The 22,492-nt window shown below is 62.3% G+C and carries 23 protein-coding genes; 4 read left to right on the plus strand and 19 right to left on the minus strand.

Annotation, left to right across the window (positions count from 1 at the left end):
• Positions 1 to 199: 199 nt before the first annotated feature.
• From guaA to GR198_RS20385, 3 genes are all read right to left on the minus strand, one after another.
• Complete coding sequence (guaA, locus tag GR198_RS20375) at positions 200 to 1,762, minus strand: glutamine-hydrolyzing GMP synthase (protein WP_029873982.1); 1,563 nt, start codon at positions 1,760 to 1,762, stop codon at positions 200 to 202.
• Between the two features lie 92 nt (positions 1,763 to 1,854).
• The gene (locus GR198_RS20380) at positions 1,855 to 2,493 is read right to left on the minus strand and encodes a 5'-methylthioadenosine/S-adenosylhomocysteine nucleosidase (RefSeq protein WP_018485266.1); all 639 of its coding nucleotides are present in this window, start codon (positions 2,491 to 2,493) and stop codon (positions 1,855 to 1,857) included.
• Positions 2,490 to 2,939, minus strand: a complete 450-nt coding sequence (locus tag GR198_RS20385; RefSeq protein ID WP_003544704.1) for a PaaI family thioesterase — start codon at positions 2,937 to 2,939, stop codon at positions 2,490 to 2,492. The genes GR198_RS20380 and GR198_RS20385 overlap by 4 nt, the downstream gene beginning before the upstream one ends.
• A gap of 270 nt (positions 2,940 to 3,209) precedes the next feature.
• Between GR198_RS20385 and GR198_RS20390 the strand changes: the two genes are divergently transcribed.
• Positions 3,210 to 4,286 carry a DUF2252 family protein gene (locus tag GR198_RS20390; RefSeq protein WP_164069466.1) on the plus strand — a complete coding sequence of 359 codons (1,077 nt, stop codon included), beginning with the start codon at positions 3,210 to 3,212 and terminating at the stop codon, positions 4,284 to 4,286.
• A 120-nt stretch (positions 4,287 to 4,406) separates the two neighbouring features.
• Here GR198_RS20390 and GR198_RS20395 read toward each other — a convergent pair whose 3' ends face one another.
• The 9 genes from GR198_RS20395 to GR198_RS20435 all read right to left on the minus strand — a co-directional run bounded on the left by GR198_RS20395 (position 4,407) and on the right by GR198_RS20435 (position 14,599).
• Entirely contained in the window at positions 4,407 to 5,486 is a 1,080-nt protein-coding gene (locus GR198_RS20395; protein WP_029873980.1) for a DUF1513 domain-containing protein, read from the minus strand.
• Between the two features lie 4 nt (positions 5,487 to 5,490).
• On the minus strand, positions 5,491 to 6,591 hold the full coding sequence (locus GR198_RS20400) for an imelysin family protein (protein WP_029873979.1): 1,101 nt from the start codon (positions 6,589 to 6,591) through the stop codon (positions 5,491 to 5,493).
• Positions 6,591 to 8,129, minus strand: a complete 1,539-nt coding sequence (locus tag GR198_RS20405; RefSeq protein WP_029873978.1) for a di-heme oxidoreductase family protein — start codon at positions 8,127 to 8,129, stop codon at positions 6,591 to 6,593. The genes GR198_RS20400 and GR198_RS20405 overlap by 1 nt, the downstream gene beginning before the upstream one ends.
• A gap of 47 nt (positions 8,130 to 8,176) precedes the next feature.
• Positions 8,177 to 9,454 (minus strand): imelysin family protein, encoded by a 1,278-nt coding sequence (locus tag GR198_RS20410; RefSeq protein WP_029873977.1) that lies wholly within the window; start codon positions 9,452 to 9,454, stop codon positions 8,177 to 8,179.
• 181 nt (positions 9,455 to 9,635) lie between these two features.
• Positions 9,636 to 10,925 (minus strand): RsmB/NOP family class I SAM-dependent RNA methyltransferase, encoded by a 1,290-nt coding sequence (locus GR198_RS20415; RefSeq protein WP_029873976.1) that lies wholly within the window; start codon positions 10,923 to 10,925, stop codon positions 9,636 to 9,638.
• Positions 10,926 to 11,095: 170 nt separating this feature from the next.
• Complete coding sequence (locus GR198_RS20420; protein WP_029873975.1) at positions 11,096 to 11,458, minus strand: septal ring lytic transglycosylase RlpA family protein; 363 nt, start codon at positions 11,456 to 11,458, stop codon at positions 11,096 to 11,098.
• 406 nt (positions 11,459 to 11,864) lie between these two features.
• Entirely contained in the window at positions 11,865 to 12,737 is an 873-nt protein-coding gene (locus GR198_RS20425) for an SDR family oxidoreductase (protein WP_164069467.1), read from the minus strand.
• Complete coding sequence (gene queG, locus GR198_RS20430) at positions 12,737 to 13,894, minus strand: tRNA epoxyqueuosine(34) reductase QueG (RefSeq protein ID WP_164069468.1); 1,158 nt, start codon at positions 13,892 to 13,894, stop codon at positions 12,737 to 12,739. Before queG ends, GR198_RS20425 begins: the two co-directional genes overlap by 1 nt.
• Before the next feature lie 12 nt (positions 13,895 to 13,906).
• Complete coding sequence (locus GR198_RS20435) at positions 13,907 to 14,599, minus strand: glutathione S-transferase family protein (RefSeq protein WP_003544722.1); 693 nt, start codon at positions 14,597 to 14,599, stop codon at positions 13,907 to 13,909.
• A gap of 230 nt (positions 14,600 to 14,829) precedes the next feature.
• Between GR198_RS20435 and GR198_RS20440 the strand changes: the two genes are divergently transcribed.
• Positions 14,830 to 15,627 (plus strand): undecaprenyl-diphosphate phosphatase, encoded by a 798-nt coding sequence (locus GR198_RS20440; RefSeq protein WP_164069469.1) that lies wholly within the window; start codon positions 14,830 to 14,832, stop codon positions 15,625 to 15,627.
• Between the two features lie 245 nt (positions 15,628 to 15,872).
• Here the strand turns inward: GR198_RS20440 and GR198_RS35455 are convergent, their stop codons facing one another.
• The 7 genes from GR198_RS35455 to dnaN all read right to left on the minus strand — a co-directional run bounded on the left by GR198_RS35455 (position 15,873) and on the right by dnaN (position 20,945).
• Positions 15,873 to 16,025 carry a hypothetical protein gene (locus tag GR198_RS35455; RefSeq protein ID WP_003544729.1) on the minus strand — a complete coding sequence of 51 codons (153 nt, stop codon included), beginning with the start codon at positions 16,023 to 16,025 and terminating at the stop codon, positions 15,873 to 15,875.
• Between the two features lie 285 nt (positions 16,026 to 16,310).
• A complete protein-coding gene (locus tag GR198_RS20445) occupies positions 16,311 to 17,291 on the minus strand; it encodes a complex I NDUFA9 subunit family protein (protein ID WP_029873971.1) in 981 nt (326 codons plus the stop codon).
• Positions 17,292 to 17,404: 113 nt separating this feature from the next.
• Complete coding sequence (locus tag GR198_RS20450) at positions 17,405 to 17,692, minus strand: DUF1330 domain-containing protein (RefSeq protein ID WP_017990037.1); 288 nt, start codon at positions 17,690 to 17,692, stop codon at positions 17,405 to 17,407.
• A 29-nt stretch (positions 17,693 to 17,721) separates the two neighbouring features.
• The gene (pyrF, locus tag GR198_RS20455) at positions 17,722 to 18,429 is read right to left on the minus strand and encodes an orotidine-5'-phosphate decarboxylase (RefSeq protein ID WP_012759833.1); all 708 of its coding nucleotides are present in this window, start codon (positions 18,427 to 18,429) and stop codon (positions 17,722 to 17,724) included.
• 6 nt (positions 18,430 to 18,435) lie between these two features.
• A complete protein-coding gene (locus GR198_RS20460) occupies positions 18,436 to 19,017 on the minus strand; it encodes a histidine phosphatase family protein (RefSeq protein WP_164069470.1) in 582 nt (193 codons plus the stop codon).
• Position 19,018: 1 nt separating this feature from the next.
• Positions 19,019 to 19,618, minus strand: coding sequence for a phospholipid N-methyltransferase PmtA (gene pmtA, locus GR198_RS20465; protein ID WP_164046318.1), 600 nt, complete (start codon positions 19,616 to 19,618; stop codon positions 19,019 to 19,021).
• A gap of 208 nt (positions 19,619 to 19,826) precedes the next feature.
• Positions 19,827 to 20,945, minus strand: a complete 1,119-nt coding sequence (gene dnaN / locus GR198_RS20470; protein ID WP_164069471.1) for a DNA polymerase III subunit beta — start codon at positions 20,943 to 20,945, stop codon at positions 19,827 to 19,829.
• Between the two features lie 259 nt (positions 20,946 to 21,204).
• Here dnaN and rsmI point away from each other — a divergent pair, with 259 nt between their 5' ends.
• Both rsmI and GR198_RS20480 read left to right on the plus strand, forming a co-directional pair.
• On the plus strand, positions 21,205 to 22,122 hold the full coding sequence (gene rsmI / locus GR198_RS20475) for a 16S rRNA (cytidine(1402)-2'-O)-methyltransferase (RefSeq protein ID WP_164069472.1): 918 nt from the start codon (positions 21,205 to 21,207) through the stop codon (positions 22,120 to 22,122).
• Positions 22,112 to 22,480, plus strand: coding sequence for a YraN family protein (locus GR198_RS20480; protein ID WP_164069473.1), 369 nt, complete (start codon positions 22,112 to 22,114; stop codon positions 22,478 to 22,480). The genes rsmI and GR198_RS20480 overlap by 11 nt, the downstream gene beginning before the upstream one ends.
• Positions 22,481 to 22,492: the final 12 nt, after the last annotated feature.

Genomic DNA, 22,492 nt, shown 5'->3' on the forward strand with positions numbered 1-22,492 from the left:
AAGTGTGCAGCGGTTTTGCGATAACGACATGCGTAAAGACAAAGAGCTAAAGCACGATGCGTAGATTCAAAGTGTTAGAGCGTCCTTCGTGCGTCCGAAAGGACTCACGGCGCTCTAACATCTTCGAGCAGCGCGCGACCGAATATTTGAAGGCCACAAAGTCGTGAAGGTTGGGGTGGGCCTGACGGCGGTACTCCCCTCACTCCCACTCGATCGTGCCGGGCGGCTTGCTCGTCACATCATAAACCACGCGGTTGATGCCGCGCACTTCGTTGATGATGCGGGTCGCGGCGCGGCCGAGGAATTCCATGTCGTAGTGGTAGAAGTCCGCCGTCATGCCGTCGACGGAGGTGACGGCGCGCAGTGCGCAGACGAATTCATAGGTGCGGCCATCACCCATGACGCCGACGGTCTGGACGGGCAGCAGCACGGCGAAGGCCTGCCAGATGGCGTCGTAGAGACCGGCCTTGCGGATTTCATCGAGATAGATCGCATCGGCTTCGCGCAGGATCTCCAGCTTTTCGCGGGTGATGCCGCCGGGGCAGCGGATCGCAAGGCCCGGGCCTGGGAAGGGGTGGCGGCCGATGAAGCTGTCGGGTAGGCCGAGCTCGCGGCCGAGCGCGCGCACCTCGTCCTTGAAGAGCTCGCGCAGCGGCTCGACGAGCTGCATCTTCATGCGCTCCGGCAGGCCGCCGACATTGTGGTGCGATTTGATCGTCACCGACGGGCCGCCGGTGAAGGAAACGCTCTCGATCACGTCGGGATAAAGGGTGCCCTGGCCGAGGAAATCGGCGCCGCCGAGCTTCTTCGCCTCTTCCTCGAAGGTTTCGATGAACAGCCGGCCGATGATCTTGCGCTTGGTTTCCGGGTCGCTGACGCCTTCGAGTTCGCCGATGAAGCGATCGGCGGCATCGACGTGCAGCAGGTGCAGATTGTAGTGCTCGCGGAACATGGCGACGACGCCGGCCGCCTCATCCTTGCGCATCAGCCCGTGGTCGACGAGGATGCAGGTCAGCTGGTCGCCGACGGCCTCGTGGATCAGGAGCGCTGCGACGGAACTGTCGACGCCGCCCGAAAGCGCGCAGATGACACGTTTGTCGCCCACTTGCGCGCGGATCTGCTCGACCGCCTTCTGGCGGTAGGCCGACATCGACCAGTCGCCCTTGATGCCGGCGATGTTGTGAATGAAATTGCCGATCAGCTTGGCGCCATCAGGCGTATGCACGACCTCGGGGTGGAACTGCACGCCGTAATATTTGCGCTTCTCGTCGGCGATGAAGGCATAGGGCGCGTTGGAGGAGGTGGCGACCACTTCGAAACCATCCGGCAGCGCGGTGACGCGGTCGCCATGGCTCATCCAGACCTGGTGGCGCGAGCCGGAGGACCAGAGGCCCTCGAACAGCTGGCAGTCCCTGTCGACCTCGAGAAAGGCGCGGCCGAATTCGCGGTGATGGCCGCTCTCGACCTTGCCGCCGAGCTGCATGCACATCGTCTGCTGGCCGTAGCAGATGCCGAAGACCGGCAGGCCGCTGTCGAAGATTATGTCAGGCGCTCGCGGCGATCCCTCGTCGACCGTCGAAGCCGGGCTGCCGGACAGGATCACGGCCTTCGGCTGCAGGCGGCGGAAGCCCTCTTCGGCCGATTGGAAGGGAACGATCTCGCAATAGACGCCGGCCTCGCGCACGCGTCGTGCGATGAGCTGGGTCACCTGGCTGCCGAAATCGACGATGAGAACGGAGTCGGGATGTGCTGTCTGGGTCATGGCGAGGCTTTAATGAAAAGCGCTTCGCCTTGCAATCCGGGAAATCGGCGGCATCAGGTTTTTATTGTTCCAATTGTCCCGCATTCAGGGACTCAGAACCAGAAAACCCCATCCTCCAGCGCCGTGAACAGGCTGTCGACGCCATAGGAGAGCTTGCGGTCGACGATGTGCAGATATTCGGTCCAGCCCGAAATATGCTGCAGCTCGACGGCGCCGTCGGAAATGCCGCGAAGGCCGATCAGCGGCAGCTTGTAGCCCTGGCAGGCGCGCAGCACCGCATAGGTCTCCATGTCGACCATGTCGGCGTCGATATTGGTATAGGCGGCGCCCGAGATGATGTTGCCCCCCGTGGAAAGGCTTGCTTCGGCAATGCCGGGAATGCGCAGCGGCAGCTCGAGCGTTGCCGGCAGGTCGAGAAAGGGTGTCTTGCCCTTTTCGAAGCCGAGCGGCGAGGCGTCCATGTCGCGGTAGGAAACCGAGGTCACCTGATAGATTTCGGTCTGCTCCAGTTTCGCCGAGCCGGCCGAGCCGAGGGAGACGACGAGATCGGGCAGGTCGTCGACGGCATCCAGCCGGGCCAATGTCTTGCTCAGCGCGATGGCTGCCTCGACCGGGCCGACGCCGGTCATCAAAGGTTCGATGCGCGAACGCAGGAAGGGACCGTATTCGGCCTCCGCCGCCATGACGAAAAGAATGGACTTCCCCGCGACCGACTTCAGTTCGAACTTCATCCCGTAATGCCCTCTCTACCGCGGATCACCATCATCGTTCCGGTCATGGAGGCGATGAGTTTCGCCGGCCCGTCGCTGATCGCGTAGCCTCGTCCGTCGGCGACGATGATGGTGGAGCCGGGTTTGGTGATTTCCCCGCGAAACAGGAAACGATCGCCACGTCCCGGCGACATGAGATTGACCTTGAACTCGATCGTCAGGATCGAGGCTTCCGGGTCGATGACGCTGTAGGCGGCAAAGCCGCAGGCTGAATCGAGCGCTGCGGAAATAATGCCTGCGTGCAGGATGCCGTGCTGCTGTGTCAGTTTGACGTCGAAGGGTAGCTCGATCTCCACGACGCCGTGCTCGACGCGCGTCAGCTCCGCGCCGATCGTTTCCATCGCCGCCTGCCGCGCAAAATTGCGGCGGATTCGCGCGCGGAAATCGCCCCTGTCAGTCTCGCTCATGTCTGCCCCTCTTGCAGCCGCGAAAGTGGCATGGCGCGCCGCATTCGACAAGCTGGACATTGCTGAAATCGGTCCGGGCGGTGATGGAAAGCCGGGACAGTGTCGCCGAGGCAACCCTTCACCTTTGCGTCGCCGCGCAAGCTGGTACAGCTGGCCGGTACCGCTGGCCAGTACCGCTCGATTGTGGCGATCCGATGCGAAGACGATTGCAGCTTCGCGCGGCGCGCGTATTCTCCTCATCGGGTCGCGAAATGATGGAGCGCCGGCGGCATGACGACGATATCGCAATCGGTCCGGAATTTCGAGACCTGGCTGGCCGGTGAACTCGGCGACGATCTCGTCAAGGACGATCTCGGGGAGAAGCATGAGAAGATGCGGAGCGACGATTTCGTCTTCCTGCGCGCCACCTATTGGCGCTGGTGCGAGATCATCCTCGATATCTGCCCGGAACTTAAAGGCGCGCCTGAGGTGCTGGCGATCGGCGACACGCATCTGGAGAATTTCGGCACCTGGCGCGATATCGAGGGCCGGCTCGTCTGGGGCGTTAATGATTTCGACGACGCAGCGGTGATGCCCTATGCGCTGGATCTCGTTCGCCTTGCGGCAAGCGCCGTGCTGGCCCGCGGCGGCGACGGTCCCTCGGTTCGCATGATCGGCGAATTGATCTTGAGCGGTTATCGCAGAGGCCTTGAAAATCCGCTGCCCGTCATCCTCGAGCGCGACCACAAATGGCTGCGCAAGGCGCTGTTGCTGCCGAATTCCGAACGTCGGGAATTCTGGCAGAAATACGAAGTGCTGCAGCCCGGCAAGAAGCCGGCACCATCAGCCTATGTCAAGGCGCTCGCAGACGCGCTGCCGTTGGGGTCAGGACCCTTCGTGGCGAAGCCACGCAGCGGCGGCACCGGCAGCCTCGGCCGGCCGCGTTTCGTCGCCTATGCCGAATGGCTGGGTGGACCGGTGCTGCGCGAGGCAAAGGCACTGGTGCCGTCCGCTTGGTCGCTTCGCCACAACCCGCAGGACGTGGCGATCCATGCAAGCGAGATCGCCAATGGGCGGGCGCGCTCAGCCGATCCGCATTACCGGGTTTCCGGCCGCACCCTTGTGCGCCGGCTCTCGCCGAACAGCTGCAAGGTCGAAATCGACCGACACCCCGAGATCCTGCTTTCGCCGACGATGCTGGAACTGATGGGTTTCGAGATCGCCAATTGCCATTCCGACGATGCGGCAGCGGTTGCGGCGATCCTGAAGGATTTGGCGGCGCGGGGAAACGACTGGCTGCACGAGGCGGCAAGGGCCGCGGCATCGAGCGTCAGCGCCGAGCAGAAAGCCTATTCGCGTGCCGGCTAAAACTCTGCTTCCGTGATTAGAGCATGTCGCGCAAAAGTGTGCCGCGGTTTTGCGATAACGACATGCGTAAAAACAAAGACCTAAAGCGCGATGAGCGAATCTGAAAGATCGCGACGCGCTTTAGATCCGTACGATGTGCTGATCCCAGGCGACGTCGCTGCGGGTCGACAGGAAATCGCCGTCATAGGAGGAGACGGCAAAGCCGCTTCTTGCCGGCGCGATGCCCGCCGCATCCGGAACGGAAGTCTCGGCCAGCATCTTGCCCGTCCTAGCGTCGATAGTCACCGAGGCGCCGCCCTTCGGCGAGGTGATACCGACGAGACCTTCGCTGCGATTGACGGCGATCGCCCCGACGTAGTTGGCGAGCCTGCGCGTCGTCTCCTCCGGCAGGTCGATGAAGGTAAGATCCTCCCCCTCGGCGAAATGGCCGACAAGCGGCGGCAAATCCTTGCGGTGGCCTTCATACTGGCAGGCGAACCAGATGCGGCCCGCGCCATCGAGATCGACATGGCGAGTGGAGAGTTCTGCCCATTCCGCCGGCAGCACATGTTTTTCGACCAGCGCGCCGGTTGCCGCATCGATCAGCGCCAGCGACGGCTGCATCTCGCCGAGATTGAGCTTGGTGCGGCCGAAATCCGGATGCGTCTCGATGCCGCCATTGGCGACGATGAGCAGGCGTCCGTCGTCGGAAACGGTCATGTCGTGCGGACCGATGCCGTAGGTTTCGAATTCGCCGATGCGGGTGAAGCGGTCGGTGGCGTCGTAGAGGCCGATCATGCCGCGATTGCCGTCGAAGTCGTTCTCGCTGGCGTAGAGCAAACGGCCGTCAGGAGAGAAGGCGCCGTGGCCGTAGAAATGCCGGTCTTCCCTGGAGCTGATGACGATCGGCTCGCTTTTGTTCCAGGGATCGAAGATCATCGCATAGGTGCCCGGCCGGCGTGCAAAGGCGACAGTCTTGCCGGCGGCTGCGCTGAAGGCCATGCCGTGGGCGCGGGCGGGAAGCGCCACCTGATCGACGATCTCGCCGCGCTCGGTCACGGTCGCAATGGCAAAGGAGCCGTCGGCTGCCCGTATGCCCGAGGCGTAGACCGCATCGGTCCGCTCCAGCGCCATCAGCGACCTTGGCGTCAAGGTGGCAAGGAAGCCGAGCCCCGCCGCCTTGACGAAGCTGCGTCGGTTGATCGCGGCACTTTGCATCATCGTCTCAGTCTCCGTCCGAAAAGGAAAAGCCGGCCGAAAGGCCGATGGCTGCGCCATATTCGTCGCTGATCCGGGTGATCAGGTCGCGGCTGTCGGCAAGCAGCGTATCGAGCTTGGCCTTCTCCGCATCGCTTATGGCGACGTCGATATCGGGATTGAGCTTCGGCACGCTGTCGAGCAGCGATTTGAAGTCCTCGTCGATCGAGGCGGCGATCGGCTGCTTGTCCGGCGGCAGAAGCTCGGCCATGCCGGCCTTCTGCCAGAGCGTGCGCAGGCCCTCCAGATTGGCGGCCATCGATTTCCAGGTGTTCTTGGAGCGCCAGTAGATCGCCATGCGCGGCCGCGGCGCGGTGTCCTTGCCCTTGTAGAACTGCTCCAGCCGCTGGTCGCGGACATTCTCCGCACCATGGACGAGAATGCCGAGCAACGCGGTCACCGCTTCCTTATTGTCCATGAAATCGTTGCTCTGCGGGCCTGGATGTTTCCAGCTCGCCTGCACGCCGTCGGGCTTTTCCCAGGCGGCGACGACTTCGCCGGCTTCACGCTGGATATTGCCGGCGACCGCCTCGCCGTAAAGGCAGCGGAAGCCGTTTTTCTGCCCGACGAGATCGTTGGAGCCATTGCCGTAGAGCACGTATTCCAGCGCCGTCAGGCCTTGCAGCGCAACACTCTTGCCGGCGATCGCATCGACCGTCGCATCCTTCGGATCGGCCTTGGCGATCAGCGCCTGCACCTGCTTAAGGCCGACGCCCTTGCGGTCGGGATAAAACAGGATGTGCTCGAAGAGATTGTCCTGGATGACGGGTCCGGTCTGGACGATCTCGATGATCGACCAGTAGCGGATCGTATCGTCGAAGGCGGATTTCGCCTTGTCGAGCGTTTGCTGCGTACCGTCGGCGCAAAGATCCTTCATCGCTGTCGTCAGCCGGGCGGCCGATTGCTGCATGTTGCGATAGCCGGGACGGATCACCTCGTCGACGGCGCGCTGCATGACGGCGGGAACGGCATCCTCGTTCAGCCCTGCCGGGGGAGTGGCCGTCTGGGCGGCCGCGGATGTGGCGAGGCCGATCAGAGTAAGGCAGAGCAGGGGGTGCCAAAGGCGCATCAAAGTGACTCCAGGAATGTAATCAAGGCCGCCCTGTCGTCCTTCGGCAGGGAGGAGAAAGCGTTGCGGGCTTTTTCAGCTTCGCCGCCATGCCAGAGGATCGCTTCGGTGAGATCACGCGCACGGCCGTCATGCAGGAAAAAGCTGTGTCCGCTGACTGTCCGGGTCAGTCCTATACCCCATAGCGGCGGCGTGCGCCATTCACGTCCGCTTGCAAGGCCGACCTGCTGCCCGTCGGCAAGCCCGTCACCCATGTCGTGCAGAAGAAAGTCGGAATAGGGCCAGATCAGCTGGAACGACTGCGCTTTGTCGGGCGTATCCCGCCGGGTAACGAATTTCGGCACGTGGCAGGAAATGCAGCCGCTTTCGTAAAAAATCCGCTTGCCCTGCAGCGTCTCGGGGAAACTCGCCTTGCGCCGTGCCGGAACGGCAAGATTTCCGGAATAGAAGGTGACGAGGTCGAGAATGGGACCCGGCGCTTCTTCTGCGCCCAGCCGTTTCTGCACGCCGGTCGGCATATCAAGGCATTTCTCTTTCGCCTTGGTGCAATCGCCCTGCGCATCCGGGTGATCGGGCGTCGAGATGCCGATATCATTGGCGAAGGCATCCGCACTCTGGTCGCGCACCGTGGCGTTCTGCGCCTTCCAGCCGAAGCGGCCAAGGGCGATCTTGCCGCTGCGATGGTCGCGCACGACCGCCGCCTTGCCGGAGATGCCGTCGCCGTCGGCATCATCAGGATCGGCATGGGCAAGGATATCGGCCTCGGGAATGGCCTCGATCAGTCCGAGGCCGATCATCGCCGAGGCGACACGCGGCGAAATCGTCGTCGCGGGATCGAGCGGCCCATAGCCAAGGTTCGTCACCGCATAACTCGGCCGGCGCAGCGACACGGTCTCGCCGTCGCCGAGCGTCACCCTCTCTTCGCTGTAGCTGATCGCCATCTTGCCTTCGGCGGCAAGCCCGGGAACGGCGAGGTCCTGCAGCTGATGGCCGTAGACCGGATCGGGAAAATTGACGACATCGGCACGCGCAACCGCCTTTTCTTCCTCCGGTGTCGTGGCGGCGCGGGAAAGCCGCAGGAACATCGAGGTGGCGCTTGGCCCCCCTTCCGGCGGTTTGCCTCGGCCGTCATTGACATGGCAGCTCATGCAGGAGCGGGCGTTGAACAGCGGCCCGAGACCATCGGAAGCCTGCGTCGAGGAGGGAGAGGACACCCAGAGCTTGCGGAAGAGCGCATTGCCGAGCTTGAAATTCTGCTCTTCCTCGAAAGGGATGTTTGCCGAAATATGCGAGAAGCTGTCCTCGGTGACGGGGTCGATCGAGGTCGTCGCACCGGCCTGCATGGCTTCGTATTGTTCGGCCTTGGAAAAATCCGCCGTCGGTCGCGTCACATCGGCGACGCGTTTCAGATCGGCCTCGGAGAGGTCGGTGCGCTTTCTCGGCAGGTCGAAACCGGCGGCGATGCTGACGGAAAAACCGGCAAGCGTGGCGCAGAGCGTTGCGCTGGCGAAAAATCGGCGGGCCGGGGCATGCGACATTTCAGGGTCCGGGCCGCTCCGGCTTTCGAAGCGGCCCGCCTTTTTGCTTATTTGAAGACGGCGTTAGGATTATCCAAGCTGTCGGAACCTTCAAGCTGAACCGTGCCGAGATCGAGTGCGGCAATAACGCGCTGCACCGATTTCGTCTGGTCGATCAGCCCGTCGATGGCGGCCTGAACGACGGCGTTGCCTTCCTTGTTGCCTTCGCCGATCATCTGATCGTACTTTTCGACCGTCTCGCCGCGCTTTGCCATGGCATTCATCGCATCGAGCGTCTTGTTGAGCTTGCCTTCCACTTCGGCATCGAGCGCCTTGTCCTTGGCGGCCACCAGATCGTGCAGCGACGGGCCGCTGAGCTTGGTGCCGTCGACGCGGGTATAGTTGCCGGTATAGGCGGCAGCGATGCCGATCGCGTCGTTGAGATGCGAGTTGTAGGTATTGTCCGAGAAGCAATCATGCTCTTCTTCCGGATCGTGCAGCAGCAGGCCGAGCTTCATGCGCTCGCCGGCAAGCTCGCCGTAGGAAAGCGAACCCATGCCCGTCAGGATCGCCACCAGGCCGGCCTTCGGATCGGCTTCGACATTCTTCGTCGCCGCAGCATCCGGCTTCCAGTTGTCGGTCATTTCCTGCAGGTCGGAAACGAGCAGGGTGGAGGCGGACTTCAGATATTCGGCGCGGCGATCACAATTGCCGTGCGTGCAATTCTTGAGGTCGTAGTCGGTTGCCGGACGGTCGCCGGCGCCGGGACCCGTGCCGTTCAGATCCTGACCCCAGAGCAGGAATTCGATGGCGTGATAGCCGGTCGCGACATTGGCTTCGATACCGCCGGCCTCGGCGAGCGTGCCGGAGAGGAATTCTGGCGTCAGCTTGGAGGCGTCGACATCCTTGCCGTCGATCTTGATCGTCTTGTTGGCGATGACATTTGCCACGTAGAGAGAATTTTCGTCGCTCTCTGTGCCGTAGGAGGCATCGACATAGTCGATCAGGCCTTCATCGAGCGGCCACGCGTTGACCTTGCCTTCCCAGTCGTCGACGATCGGATTGCCGAAGCGATAGACTTCCGTCTGCTGGTAGGGGACGCGCGCCTTGATCCAGGCCTCCCTGGCGGCCTTGAGCGTCGCATCGGTCGGCGCCTTCAGGAAGGCGTCGATCGCGGCGTCGAGCGCCTTGGCCGTCGTCAGCGAGTCCTCGTATTTTGCATGCGCCACGTCGGCATAGTGTTTCACCACGCTAGCAGCATCGGTCTCGGCATACGCGGGAAGGGCGAGCAGGGCGGCGGGGGCGATCGCCAGCACGGCTGCGCGGAATTTGCGGTTGAGCTTCATGATCCTCTCCTGTGACGGATTTTCCGTCTAATCGGGCTCCGTCTCTTCGCGCAAAAGCAAACTGGTGTCAAACACTCTAGTTTGGAATGATTTTAAGAATGGACAGGCGTGGCTAACCGGCCATTTTTGAACGGCATTTGCTTGAAAAACCGGCAGTTGCGGAGGCCTCCGCTAAGTCGCGTCAGCCCTTGCGCTGCATGCGGCAGAAGAAGAAGCCGTCGGTATCGGTGGAGGCGGGGGTCAAAGTCACCGACAGGCCGTCGGAAGAGTGCGGACGCGGGGCGTCCTTTCCGAAGAGCTGATCCCAGGCAGGCAGGGCACTGACGATCTGAAAATCAGGATTGTCAGCCGTGAAGCGGCGCGCCTGCTCCTCGTTTTCTTGGGGCAGGACCGAGCAGGTCACATAGATCAGATCGCCGCCGGGTTTGACGAAGCCGCTCGCCTGCGCCAGCGCGTCCTGCTGCTGGGCGGTGCGCTCGTCGAGGTTCTTCGCCGTCAGGCGCCACTTCGTATCGGGGCGGCGGCGCCATGTGCCGGTGCCGGTGCAGGGCGCGTCGACCAGCACCTTGTCGCAGCGTCCCGCAAGGCTGGAGAGCGCCCTGGCGTCGTCATGCACCTGGACATTGCGTGTGCCCGCCCGCTTCAGCCGCTCGATGATCGGCGCCAGCCGTTTGCGGTCGGCGTCATAGGCGTGAACCTGTCCCTTGTTCTGCATGGCGGCTGCCATGGCGAGCGTCTTGCCGCCGCCACCGGCGCAATAGTCGAGAACCTGTTCGCCATCATGGGCGAGCACCAGGTCGGCGACAATCTGCGATCCCTCGTCCTGAACTTCGAACCAGCCTTTTTGGAACGAAAGCTCGGCAGTCACGTTGGGAAGACGCGAGGCGCCTTCGCCAGCAGCAATCCGGATTCCGTAGCGGGCGATCTTCGCTGCATGCGCGTTGGCTCTCTCGAGCGCCTTGACGACCTTGTCGCGGGAGGCTTTGAGCAGGTTGGCGCGCAGATCGAGCGTCGGTCGGGCGGCGAGTGCCTGTGCCTCGGCGAGCCAGCCGGTGCCGAAGGCCTGTTCGAAGGAGGGTTGGACCCATTCGGGAATATCGCCGCAAATATGCGACGGCGCATCGTCGAGCGAGCGGCTTTGAAAGGCAGAGACGGCGTCGGGCGAAAGCGGCGCCGGCGCAAACTTGTCGTCCGCCAGCTCAGTGGCAAGACTGTCTGATGTAAAACCCCATTGGCGGAACATGACGGCATGGGCAATGGCCGCAGGACTGTCGTCATCCATCAGCCAGGCATGGGAAAGCCGCATGCGCAGTGCGTCATAGACGATGTTGCCGATCGCAGCACGATCGCCGGAGCCGGCGAAGCGGTGCGCGAGGCCCCAGTCCTTCAGCGCGTCGGCGACGGGCCGCTTGCGGGCATCGATGTCCGCGAGCACAGAAATCGCCCCTTCGAGGCGGCCGCCCAGACGCATTCACATGTCTCCTGTTGCCGTGGCGTGTGAACGATCAGCGCAAACGCGAGTGTCACGCAGTGAATTGTTCACAAGTCTCAACCGGGTGGTAACCGCGATTGACGGCAAGAGCAAGCGCCGCTTCCGGCACAGTCAGTGGTCGCCTCAGCTGATGACCTCGGCTGTCAGCTTTAGCTGATCACCTGGTAGCAGACCTTCGCAGTGCCGGAGCTCACCATGCCGATATTCTGCGCGGCGGCGCGCGACAGGTCGATCACACGACCACGGATGAACGGACCACGATCGTTGATACGAACGACGACGGTGCGGCCATTGTTGCGGTTGGTGACCTTCACCTTGGTGCCGAAAGCAAGCGAACGATGTGCGGCAGTCAAAATGGCAGGGTTCATACGTTCCCCGGAGGCAGTTTTGGAGCGAAGTGCGTACCATGAAGCACCGCCACAACCATTGCCAGCAAAACCCTCTGCCGGAAGCATGGAAGAACAGGCTGCAATAGTTACAGCGGCGATAATAGAACGACGTATGTTCTTCAAAACAGAGTATCCCTCAACTATTGAACTCACGCCCTTGCAGGCGGCGGGGCTTAAATCTGTGAAAAAGTGGCGAAAAAGTGCCGGGCGTGTTCACGGAATATTACAGTCTGTAACATTCGTGAGCGTTATGATGGAATCTCGGGACTCCATGCCGTCGCCAAATGTGGAAAAAACCTAATAAAATCAGCTAAAATCCGAACGAATTTTCCGAAGGGATAGTTAACGCCTTGGCGTTCACGAAAATCGCGAAAATATTTTTCCGATTTCGCCATATTTGCTGCCACATTTGGGCAAATTTAAAGGCCGTTAACCATAAGATGCGGCGAAAATTATCCGACCAAAGCGGGAAAGTAGGAATTTCCTACTCATTTTGGGTGATCGCATCCGTCGCAAACAGGACTGGGTTCTACTCCCCCCGCCAGCATCCATCCCGCCACAATTGCGCAAGCGACATAGGATAGTTCGGGAAGGAAAATGCGAAGCCGGCGGCCTTGAGTTTCGCATTCGAGATGCGTTTGTTCTCGCCGTAGAAGGAGCGCGCCATCGGCGTCAATTCGGCGGTCTCGAACGCCTGCTCCGGCGGCGGTTCGACGCCCATCAGGCGGGCTGCCTCGACGATCACATCCTGCGGCGGACCGGGCCGGTCGTCGGTGACATTATAGATGCCGCCGAGGCCGCGCTCCGACAGGAAACGTGTCGCCGTGCCAATATCTTCGACGCGGATGCGGTTGAACACCTGGTCCTTCTTGATCAGCCGTCGTGCCGTGCCCTTGTCCAGGTTGCAGAAGGCGTTGCGGCCCGGCCCATAGATGCCGGAAAGGCGAAGCACGGCCGCCGGCACGCTGCGCTCCCGGCCCATAGCCAGCCAGCCCTCTTCCGCCTCGAGCCGCTCGGTCGACCGCCCGGAAACGGGCAGGCACGGCGTTTCCTCACTCACCCAGGCGCCCTGGTGATCGCCATAGACGCCGACGGTGGAGAGGTAACCGATCCATTCGAGCTTCGGCAGCAGGCGTGCGCCGTCTTTATCAAGCAGCCGCAGCAGCGGGTCGGCCTTTCCAGGGGCGATCGACTGCACCAGATGGGTGACGCTGTCCAAAGCTTGGCGCAGCCCCTCTTCCATGCTCTCGCCGTCGAAAAGGAAAGCTTCGATGCCGTTCTGGCGGAGCGCGTCCACTTTCTCAGGCGAGCGCGTGGTGCCGGAAACCCGCACGCCGTCGCCGGTAAAGGCCTTGGCGATTGCCGTGCCGGAATAACCGCAGCCAAAGATCATCACATGCATCAGCCCACTCCCGCCAATCGCCATTCGTTCAATACGTCGTCATCTCTCTCGTCTGCCCTTTGTGCGGCATAGGCCGCAAATTCGCCAGTCTCCATCAACCGCGAAAGCGCCCAGACCGCCATGCCGCGCACCACGGGTGAGGGATCGTCCGAAAGCAGGCGACATGGCCCGATGAGCACCTTGTCGCCGGAGTTGCCGGCGGCGATCAGCACGTTGCGGACGAAACGGTCGCGGCCGATCCGCTTCACCGGCGAGCCGCTGAAAAAGGCCCGGAAGGCGGCATCGTCAAGCGTCAGCAGAAAGGCGATCGACGGCTCCTTCAGATCTTCCCGCGCCTGGAGCTTCATCTCGGAGGCGGAGCTTGCGAACTTGTTCCACGGACAGGCGGCAAGACAGTCGTCGCAGCCATAGATGCGATTGCCGATCAGCCCACGCAAATCGGTGTCGATCGGTCCCTTGTGCTCGATGGTGAGATAGGAGATGCAGCGCCGCGCGTCGATCTGGTAAGGCGCCGGGAAGGCAGCCGTCGGACAGATGTCGAGACAGGCGCGGCAGGAGCCGCAATGATCGCTCTCGGCTGCGTCGACCACAAGATCGGCGGTGGTGAACATCGTGCCGAGGAACAGCCAGGAGCCATGAACGCGGCTGACGAGATTGGTGTGTTTGCCCTGCCAGCCGAGTCCGGCTGCCGCCGCCAACGGTTTCTCCATGACAGGCGCCGTATCGACGAAGACCTTCACATCGGCGCCCGCCCGCGCCGCAAAGCGCGTGGCGATCTCCTTCAGCCGGCCCTTGATGACGTCGTGATAATCGCGGTTGCGGGCATAGACCGAAATCGCTGCCTTGTCCGGCTTGTCGAGAATGCCGCGGGGATCTTCATCCGGGGCGTAATTGAGGCCGAAGACGACGACGGAGCGCACCTCGCTCCAGAGCGCGCGCGGATCGCCGCGCCGGTCGCGCGTCTCCGCCATCCAGTCCATCGTCCCGTGGCGCCCGGCATCGATGAACTGGCCGAGACGCTCTTTCGCATGCGGGATCGCATCCGGGCGCGTGATGCGGCAGAGATCGAAGCCCTTGGCGGCAGATTCCGCCCGGACGAACTCGGTCAAATTGTCGCGGCGGCGGCGCTCTTTGTCGTCATAGTCAGGTTCGGGCATGAAGAGCCCTCGTCAGAAATCCAGATCGGCATAGTGTGAAACCGGTGTCAGGCCGCGCACGCGCTCGGTCAGCATCGGCCGGAAGGAGGGGCGCGACTTCAGCCGCTGATACCAGTCCTTGACGACAGGCGAATCCGCCCACTCGATCTCGCCGAGATAGTCGAGGATCGAGATCGAGGCCGCGGCGGCAAGGTCGGCATAGCTCATCCGCTCGCCCGCCAGCCACTGACGCGAGCCGGCAAGCCAGGTGAGATAGCGCATATGCTGTCGGATATTCGCGCGGGCCGTGCGTAGAACCTTCGAATCCGGCGCTCCGCCGCCCTGATCAGCGGTCATCTGCAACTTATAGACACGCTCGCGGGCGAGCGGCTTGGTCACATCGTTTTCCATCTTCTGCATGAACCATTCGGTCAGCCGGCGGATTTCCGCCCGCTGGAAAGGGTCTTCGGCAAGCAGCCGCCGGTCGCGCTTCAAGACGCCGTGCGTCTCGTCCAGATATTCGGAAATGACGCTCGCGCCGCACAGCGCGCGCATGCTGTCGTCGACATAAACAGGCAGCGTGCCGGCCGGATTGAGCGCCAGGAAATCCCGGCGCTTCTCCCATGTCTGCTCCTCGATCAGATCCGCCTGATAGCCGTATTCCGCCAGGATCAGCCGGACGAAGCGAGATGCGGATGACATGGGATGATGATAAAGCGTGGGCATAGATACTCGGGCTTTGTGATTGCTGTTACAGGACTGTGTGGCAGCTCGATTATAGCGCCCTAGTCATGACTGATTGGTTGAAGCTATAGGAGCTTGGCCCCGCCAATACAAGCGAATCGGATTTTACCCCGTCTGACAATGGCAAAACACGGTCTAACGAATGATTGTAAACGGCGGCCTGATCGACCCAAGCGTTCAGGCCCGGCCGAACTTTAAACCGGAGACAATGTATGGATTATATAAGTGCTATCATTCTCGGTGTCATAGAGGGGATCACCGAGTTTCTGCCGATCTCGAGCACCGGCCATCTGATCATTGCGGAGCAATGGCTCGGCCACCGGTCGGACATGTTCAACATCGTCATTCAAGCGGGCGCCATCCTCGCCGTCACCATCATTTACTGGCGTCGCCTGGTGGATCTGGTGCTTGGCTGGCGCGACCCCGCCAACCGCGATTATGCCGCCAAGCTGATCGTCGCCTTTCTCATCACCGCCATTCTCGGACTGGTCGTCAAGAAGCTCGGCTTTGAACTGCCAGAGACTGCAACACCGATCGCCTGGGCGCTCATCATCGGCGGTATCTGGATGATCTTTGCCGAATGGGCCGCCGCCCGCAGGCCGCCCCATAAAGAGATCACCTGGCTTGTCGCCATCCTGGTCGGCATCGCCCAGATCGTTGCCGGCGTCTTCCCGGGAACCTCGCGCTCCGGCGCCACGATCTTCGTCGCCATGCTGGCAGGCACGGGCAACCGCGCCGCGGCGACCGAGTTTGCCTTTCTCGTCGGCATTCCCACAATGTACGCGGCAAGCGCCTATGAATTGCTGAAGACGTTCAGGGATGGTGGAGCGGCAGGCGAAGACTGGACGGCGCTCGGCATCGCCTTCGTCGTCTCCACCGTCGTTGCCTTCATCGCGGTCAAATGGCTGCTTGCCTATATCAGGAGCAACCGGTTTACGCTGTTTGCCATCTACCGCATCATTCTCGGTGTTTTGCTGCTCGGCATGGCCGCGACCGGCTTGATTGCCTGAGACATCCGTCCTGCATTGCATTCGCGCAACTCCCGGCGCGAATGCAAATGCCCCGTCGGACTCCGCGAACAGACACTCTGTTGCCGGCAGAAGCCGCTAATCTTTCAGATAGGCGATATTGAGAGGACAAGCGCCCGCCGCCGCTTGAAGCAGGCAGGGCTGAGCGTTCATTGTGAACGCGCTGTTTCAGGCGTTCCGATCGACCGCTTGTCTGGGCAAGATGCCGGCGCAGGACCGGCTTTTCGTCAATGGATGATCGAAGCCGTAGAGCAAGGATCGACGCCGTAGGCCGGCGAGCAATCACCCTTTACCGCCGCGACCGAACCGGGCGCAACGAAAGAGCCTGCAAGGATAACCAGCGCCGCACACGCAAACAGGAGCGCGATTGACTTGCCCATTGAGAATTGCCTTTCACAGTGATTGCCGCGCGCGACCGCAGGCGTTGAGTCCGTTGGAAGACGCGCGGGTTTGGTAGTCAGTGGAATGGCAAATAGCAATAAACGTTCCTGCTAAATTTGGCGTTAATTCCACAAAATTTCCGATGCGTCTTTTATGCAACGCTGCTGAATATGCCGAGCACCAGAACACTTCAAACTTGCGCCGGGCTTTGCGGGACACGGCAAGGCCAAAAGGCCGCCCGCGGCATCCGCAGGCGGCCAAGTCTTATCAGCTTGAAAAGATGTTCAGGCGGCCTTGCCGGTGCCGGTGTATTGGCCGTGCGGACGATAGTGCACCAGATAGGAGCCGAGCACCGATGCCACCATGGTGGGCGCAATGCCGAGGCCCTTCAGCGTGCGGCCTTCCGCCTCTGCTTCCGGGGAGACGACATTGTCGCGCTTCAGCATGCGCACCTGGTCCGGCGTGATCGGTGGCGTGATAAAGGGGATCAGCGAGGCGATGCTGCCGATCATCGAAGCGACGCCGAAGGGCAGGGATACCAGCGGGTTCTTGCGGCACGTAACCTTCAGCATCGTCTCGAGACATTGGCGGAAGCTGAGCACCTCGGGCCCGCCAAGCTCATAGACCTTGCCGCCGGCGACCTTGCCGTCGACGGCGCGGGCGACGGCCTCGGCGATATCCTCGACATAGACAGGCTGGAATTTCGTCTTGCCGCCGCCAATAAGCGGTAGGATCGGCGACATGCGCGCCATCTCGGCAAACTTGTTGAAGAAGCTGTCCTCCGGTCCGAAGACGATCGACGGACGAAAGATCACTGCATCGGGCTTGACCGAGAGGATGGCCGTTTCGGCGCGGCCCTTGGTGCGGCCATAATCCGAATCGGATTTCGCGTCGGCGCCGATCGCCGAAATATGCGTCAGTGTCGCACCTGCGCCGCGCGCCGCTTCGGCAATTGCACGACCGCCGAATTCCTGCACGGCGTCGAAGGTGTTGCGGCCGGCCTCGTGCAGAATGCCGACGCAGTTGACGACATGGCTTGCCCCGTCGACGGCGCGGTCGATCGAGCTGCGGTAGCGCAGGTTCGCCTGCACGAAGGAAATCTGGCCGACATTGCCGAGCGGCTGCAGGAAGCCGGCGAGATCGGGACGGCGCACGGCGACGCGGATGTTGTAGCCGCGCTTGGCCAGCGCCCGAACCACGTGCCTGCCCACGAAACCGGAGCCTCCGAACACGGTGACGAGCGGCGGCAGGTTGGCAAGGGTCATGGCAGGCTCCTCGAAAGGCTTTGCGGGATGCTGAATTGGCTCTCGTCTTAGCCGAATCCCTGCGCGACGGGAAGGCCCATCACGACGTCAGTTTTTTAGGATGTGACCGCGCTCTAGACGCCCTCGACGACGACCATTTCCGCATCCGCGACTTCCTGGCGGATTTTCGCGGCGATCTGGTATTCCGGCGAATTATAGCAGTCGACCGCATGTTGCATCGACGGGAATTCGATCACCACGTTGCGGACGCGCGCCTTGCCCTCGAGCTCGGTAAAGGCGCCGCCGCGCGCCAGAAAATTCGCGCCATATTTTTCGAAGGCCGGCTTGGCCGCCGTCACGTAATCCTTGTAGCGCTCGGCATCGCGAACGTCGACGCGGGCGATCCAGTATCCTTTGGCCATGGTCTTCTCCCTCTTGTCGTTGAATGCGGTCAGCGGTTTGCCGGCCAGAGTGCGCTCACCATCTCGCTGAGGATGGCACGGGCGGCATCGCGGGGATCCGGCGCCTTGACGACGGGCCGGCCGACAACGAGATGCGTCGCTCCCGCTTTCAGCGCGTCGAAAGGCGTCATCACCCGCTTCTGGTCGCCCTTGTCGCTGCCATCAGGGCGAATGCCGGGGGTGACGATCGCCATGTCGGGTCCGACGATTTCGCGCACAGCAGCCGCTTCTTCCGCCGAGCAGACGATACCGCCCATGCCGGCTGCGCGCGCCTGTTCGGCGCGGCGCAGCACCAGGCTGTGCGGATCCTGGCTATAGCCGGCCTCGGCAAGGTCATCGGCATCCATCGAGGTCAGCACGGTCACGCCGAGCAGGCAGAGGCCGGAGCCGGCCGCGGCCTCGACCGCCGCCTTCATGGCTTTCGGATAGGCATGCAGCGTCAGCATCGACATGCCCATTTTGGCGATGTTCTCGACGCCAGAGGCGACGGTGTTGTCGATGTCGAGCAGCTTCATGTCGAGAAAGATCTTCTTGCCGCTTGCGGCAAGATCGCGGGCGAATTCCAGGCCGCCGGCAAAGACCAGCTGATAGCCGATCTTGTAGAAGAGAATGTCGTCGCCGAGCGTGGAAACCAGTCTTTCCGCCTCGCCGATCGTTGGAACATCCAGGCCGACGATCAACCGCTCGCGTGCGTCCATCTGAAGTCACCCCTGCCAGTCTTCGATGGGTGTCCAGTCGCATGATAAGCGGCGATCCGCAAGACCGAAAGCATAGAGATTGCCGCCGCCGCCGGGCTGGTCGCGGTCGCGCGCGATCGGGCTGCCCGCCAGATGGCATTTGAGCAGCGTGCCGACGCCGCCATGGCCGACAAAGGCGATCGGCGCCGTCGCATCATGCGTGGCAAGAACGGCGTTAACAGCCTCGACGATGCGGGCCTGCGCGTCGATGGCGCGCTCCCAGCCTTTGAAGCTTTGTTGCGGATGGGCGAAGAACCAGTCGGCCGCCTCTTCGAATTGCGGCGGCGGCAGGAAGCCGGTGGCCGTGCGGTCGTTCTCGTGCATGGCGTGGACGATCTCCACGGTCACACCAGAAGCTTTCGCCAAAATTTCGGCCGTCTCGATCGCCTTCGTCTCGTCGCTGGAGACGATGCGCCGCAATTGCTTGGCCCAGCCGCTCTCTGCCGCTTTGCGGGCGCGCGCCGCGCCGAGATCGGAAAGCCCCCATTTCGGCACCGGCACGTTGGCGTCGATCCTGACCTGCGGATGAGTGATGTAGATCCCGAACATCTCAGCCGCGCTTATAGATCCAGAGCTGCGCCGGCGGAATATTGCGCATGACGAAGTCGAAATGCTGGATATGGTAGCGGTCGGGATTGGCGGCGATCGGCGAGATCGCGCCGTAGGAAATCTGCACCATCGGCCGGCCAGCCGGCAGGCGATCGAGCAGGCTTTCGAGCAGCGAGATGCGCTTCGCCATCGGGAAATTCAGCAGCGGAATGCCCGAGACGATGGAATCGAAGGTGAGGCCGCTGAAATTGCCAAGAGTGGTCTGAAGATCGAAGGCATCGCCGTTGATGAAGTGCACGCCGGGATAGGTCCGCTGCAGATGTTTATGAAAATCCGTCGAATATTCGATTGCGACGAGATTTTCCGGACGGACGCCGCGGCCGAGGATGGCCTTGGTGATGGCGCCCGTGCCCGGTCCGAGTTCAAGCACCGGCAGCCCGGAATGGATATCGACGACGCTTGCCATGCGCTTCGCCGTGATCGAGGAGGTCGGCACGATCGAGCCCACCGTCTTCGGCCCCTGCATCATGCCCCGGAAGAAGCGGATCTCGTCGTCGAACCTCTTGCCCAGCCGTTCCTTCACCTTGACCCGTAAGCTCATTCTCCACCCATCCGCATGTTGATCGAATGCCTTAATATGCCGCTTGTCGCTTAAGGGACAAGGATTTTCGCAACAAGGACATCGGCATCAACAGTTCATGCGGCTTTCGGCGCCGAACGAGGCATGAGATCGGCGAGCCTTTCGGCCAAGTGATTGGCGTCGATAGGGGCGCAGCAGGAAAAGCGGAGGTGTGCAGCCTTCGTTTCCGTCAGACGCGCATCGGCATCAGCACGTAGAGCGCGTCGTCGCCCGCAGTGTCGCGGATCAGCGTCGGCGAGCCGGCATCGGCAAGCAGGAAGATCGCTTCCTCGCCGGAAAGCTGGGCGGTGATGTCGAGCAAGTATTTGGCATTAAAGCCGATTTCCATCGCGTCCGTGTCGTAGCCGACCGCGACCTCTTCCGTCGCGCTGCCGGAATCGGGATTGTTGACGGTCAGCATCAGCTGCCCCTCGGAAAGCGCCAGCTTGACGGCGCGTCCGCGCTCGGAGGAGATTGTCGAGACGCGGTCAACGGCCTGTGCGAAACTCGTGCAGTCAACCCGCATTTCCTTGTCGTTGCCTGTCGGGATGACGCGCTGATAATCCGGGAAGGTGCCGTCGATCAGTTTCGAGGTCATGACGATCGAGCCGATCGTCAGCCGGATCTTGGCGTCGGAGACCTCGACGGTCACCATCACCTCGGGATTGTCGACCAGCTTCTGCAACTCGCCGACCGTCTTGCGAGGAATGATGATGCCGGGCATGCCCTCGGAGCCGGAGGGCGCATCGACGTCGGCGCGCGCCAGCCGGTGGCCGTCGGTCGCAACCGCCCTCAGCTTCAGCTGGCCGTTGCTCTCGATCGTGTGGAAGAAGATGCCGTTCAGATAATAACGCGTCTCTTCTGTCGAAATCGCGAACTGGGTGCGGTCGATCAGCATCTTCAGATCGGCCGCCTTCAGCTTGAAGGAATGGGTGAAGGTGCCGGCTGTGAGATCAGGGAAGTCCGATTCCGGCAGGCACTGCAGCGAGAATTTCGAGCGGCCGGACTGCACGGTCATCGTGCCGCCATCGGGGCTGGTGGCTAGCAGCACTTCCGATCCGTCGGAAAGCTTGCGCACGATGTCGTAGAGAAGATGCGCGGGAACGGTGGTGGCGCCGGGCTGCTCGACGCTAGCCGGTGTCGCCTCGGTGATTTCGAGGTCGAGGTCGGTCGCCTTCATGTCGAGCTTCTGGCCGTCGGCCTTGAGCAATACGTTGGACAGGATCGGGATCGTGTTGCGACGTTCGACCACGCGGTGGACGTGGTTCAGCGATTTCAACAGGTTTGACCGCTCAATAGTAATACGCATGGGATGCTACCGCTTTCGACCGTGACTGTCCGGGCGCATCGAGCACCCGAAGAATGCTGTCCCGGCTTGAGGCCGGGGGAGTGGACGGGCAAAATGGCAGACTTCAGCATTGCTTTGCAAGAGGCATGGACGCCGGCACCCCCGCATTTGCGGTTTTCCAGAGCAATGCTCACAGAAATCCGAACCCTTGCCGAAGTGGTGCGGCTCGCCCATAAGGGTTCGATGCCGGCGACGATCCGGTGGGACGAAAGCAAATGGCATGAATGAGGAAACCACAGCGGACGCCGCCAGCCGGCGAAGCTTCCGCCTGCACAATGCAACGGTGCCGGCGCGGCCGGTGGAGCCGGCGCTCTATCTCGTCGCCACTCCCATCGGCAATCTCGGCGATATCACGCTGCGGGCGCTGGAAACGCTGGCCGGCGCCGATGTGCTTGCCTGCGAGGATACGCGCGTCACCCGCGTGCTGCTTGACCGCTACGGCATCCAGAACCGCCCCTTCGCCTATCACGAGCACAATGCCGACGAGGCCGGTCTAAGGCTGCTGCAGGCGCTCGAAGCGGGCCGTTCGGTGGCGCTGGTTTCCGATGCCGGCACGCCGCTGGTCTCCGATCCCGGCTATCGGCTGGCGCAGCAGGCGATTGCGGCAGGTTACCGCGTCATTCCCATTCCCGGCGCCTCCGCGCCGCTTGCAGCCCTTGTCGGCTCCGGCCTGCCGAACGATGCCTTTCTTTTCGCCGGTTTCCTGCCGGCCAAGGACAAGGCCCGCCGCGACCGTCTCGGTGAACTTGCCGCAGCCCCCGCGACGCTGATCTTCTTTGAATCGCCGCATCGCATCGGCGCAACGCTTCTGGCCGCCGCCGATGTGCTGGGCGGCGCTCGGCCCGCCTCCGTCTGCCGCGAGCTGACCAAGACCTATGAGGAGTTCCGCCGCGGCACGCTTGCCGACCTTGCCGCGCATTATCAGCAGGTGGAAAACGTCAAGGGCGAGATCGTCCTGGTGATCGGTCCGCCGGAGCCGGTCGAGACCGATGAGGCCGATGTCGAAGCCATGCTGGCCGACCTGTCGAAGTCGATGCCGACGGCAGGCGCTGCGACCGAGGCCGCCCGCCTCACCGGCCTGCCGCGCAAAGTGCTCTACCAGCGCCTGCTGGAGATCAAGAACGCCGATGGGCGATAGCGATCTCACCGCGATCAGAAGGAAGGCGCTGCGCCGGGGCCGCATCTCGGAATATGTCGCGGCCGTCTTCCTGATGCTGAAGGGCTATCGCATCCTGGCTCTGCGCCACCGCACCCGGCTCGGCGAGATCGATATCATCGCCCGCAAGGGCGATCTCGCCGTCTTCGTCGAGGTCAAGGCCCGCCATGGCGAGGCCGCAGCGGTCGATGCCGTCTCTGTCGCCGCGCAGAAGCGGATACGGGCGGCAAGCGATCTCTGGCTCGCCCGCCAGGCGGATCAGGCCCGCCTTTCCCAGCGCTATGATATCGTCGCGATCATGCCGGGCCGGCTGCCTCGGCATTTCCGGGATGCCTTCTGAGCTGCTTTCGAT

Source organism: Rhizobium leguminosarum (assembly GCF_010668065.1).
GTDB classification, from domain to species: Bacteria; Pseudomonadota; Alphaproteobacteria; order Rhizobiales; family Rhizobiaceae; genus Rhizobium; species Rhizobium leguminosarum_S.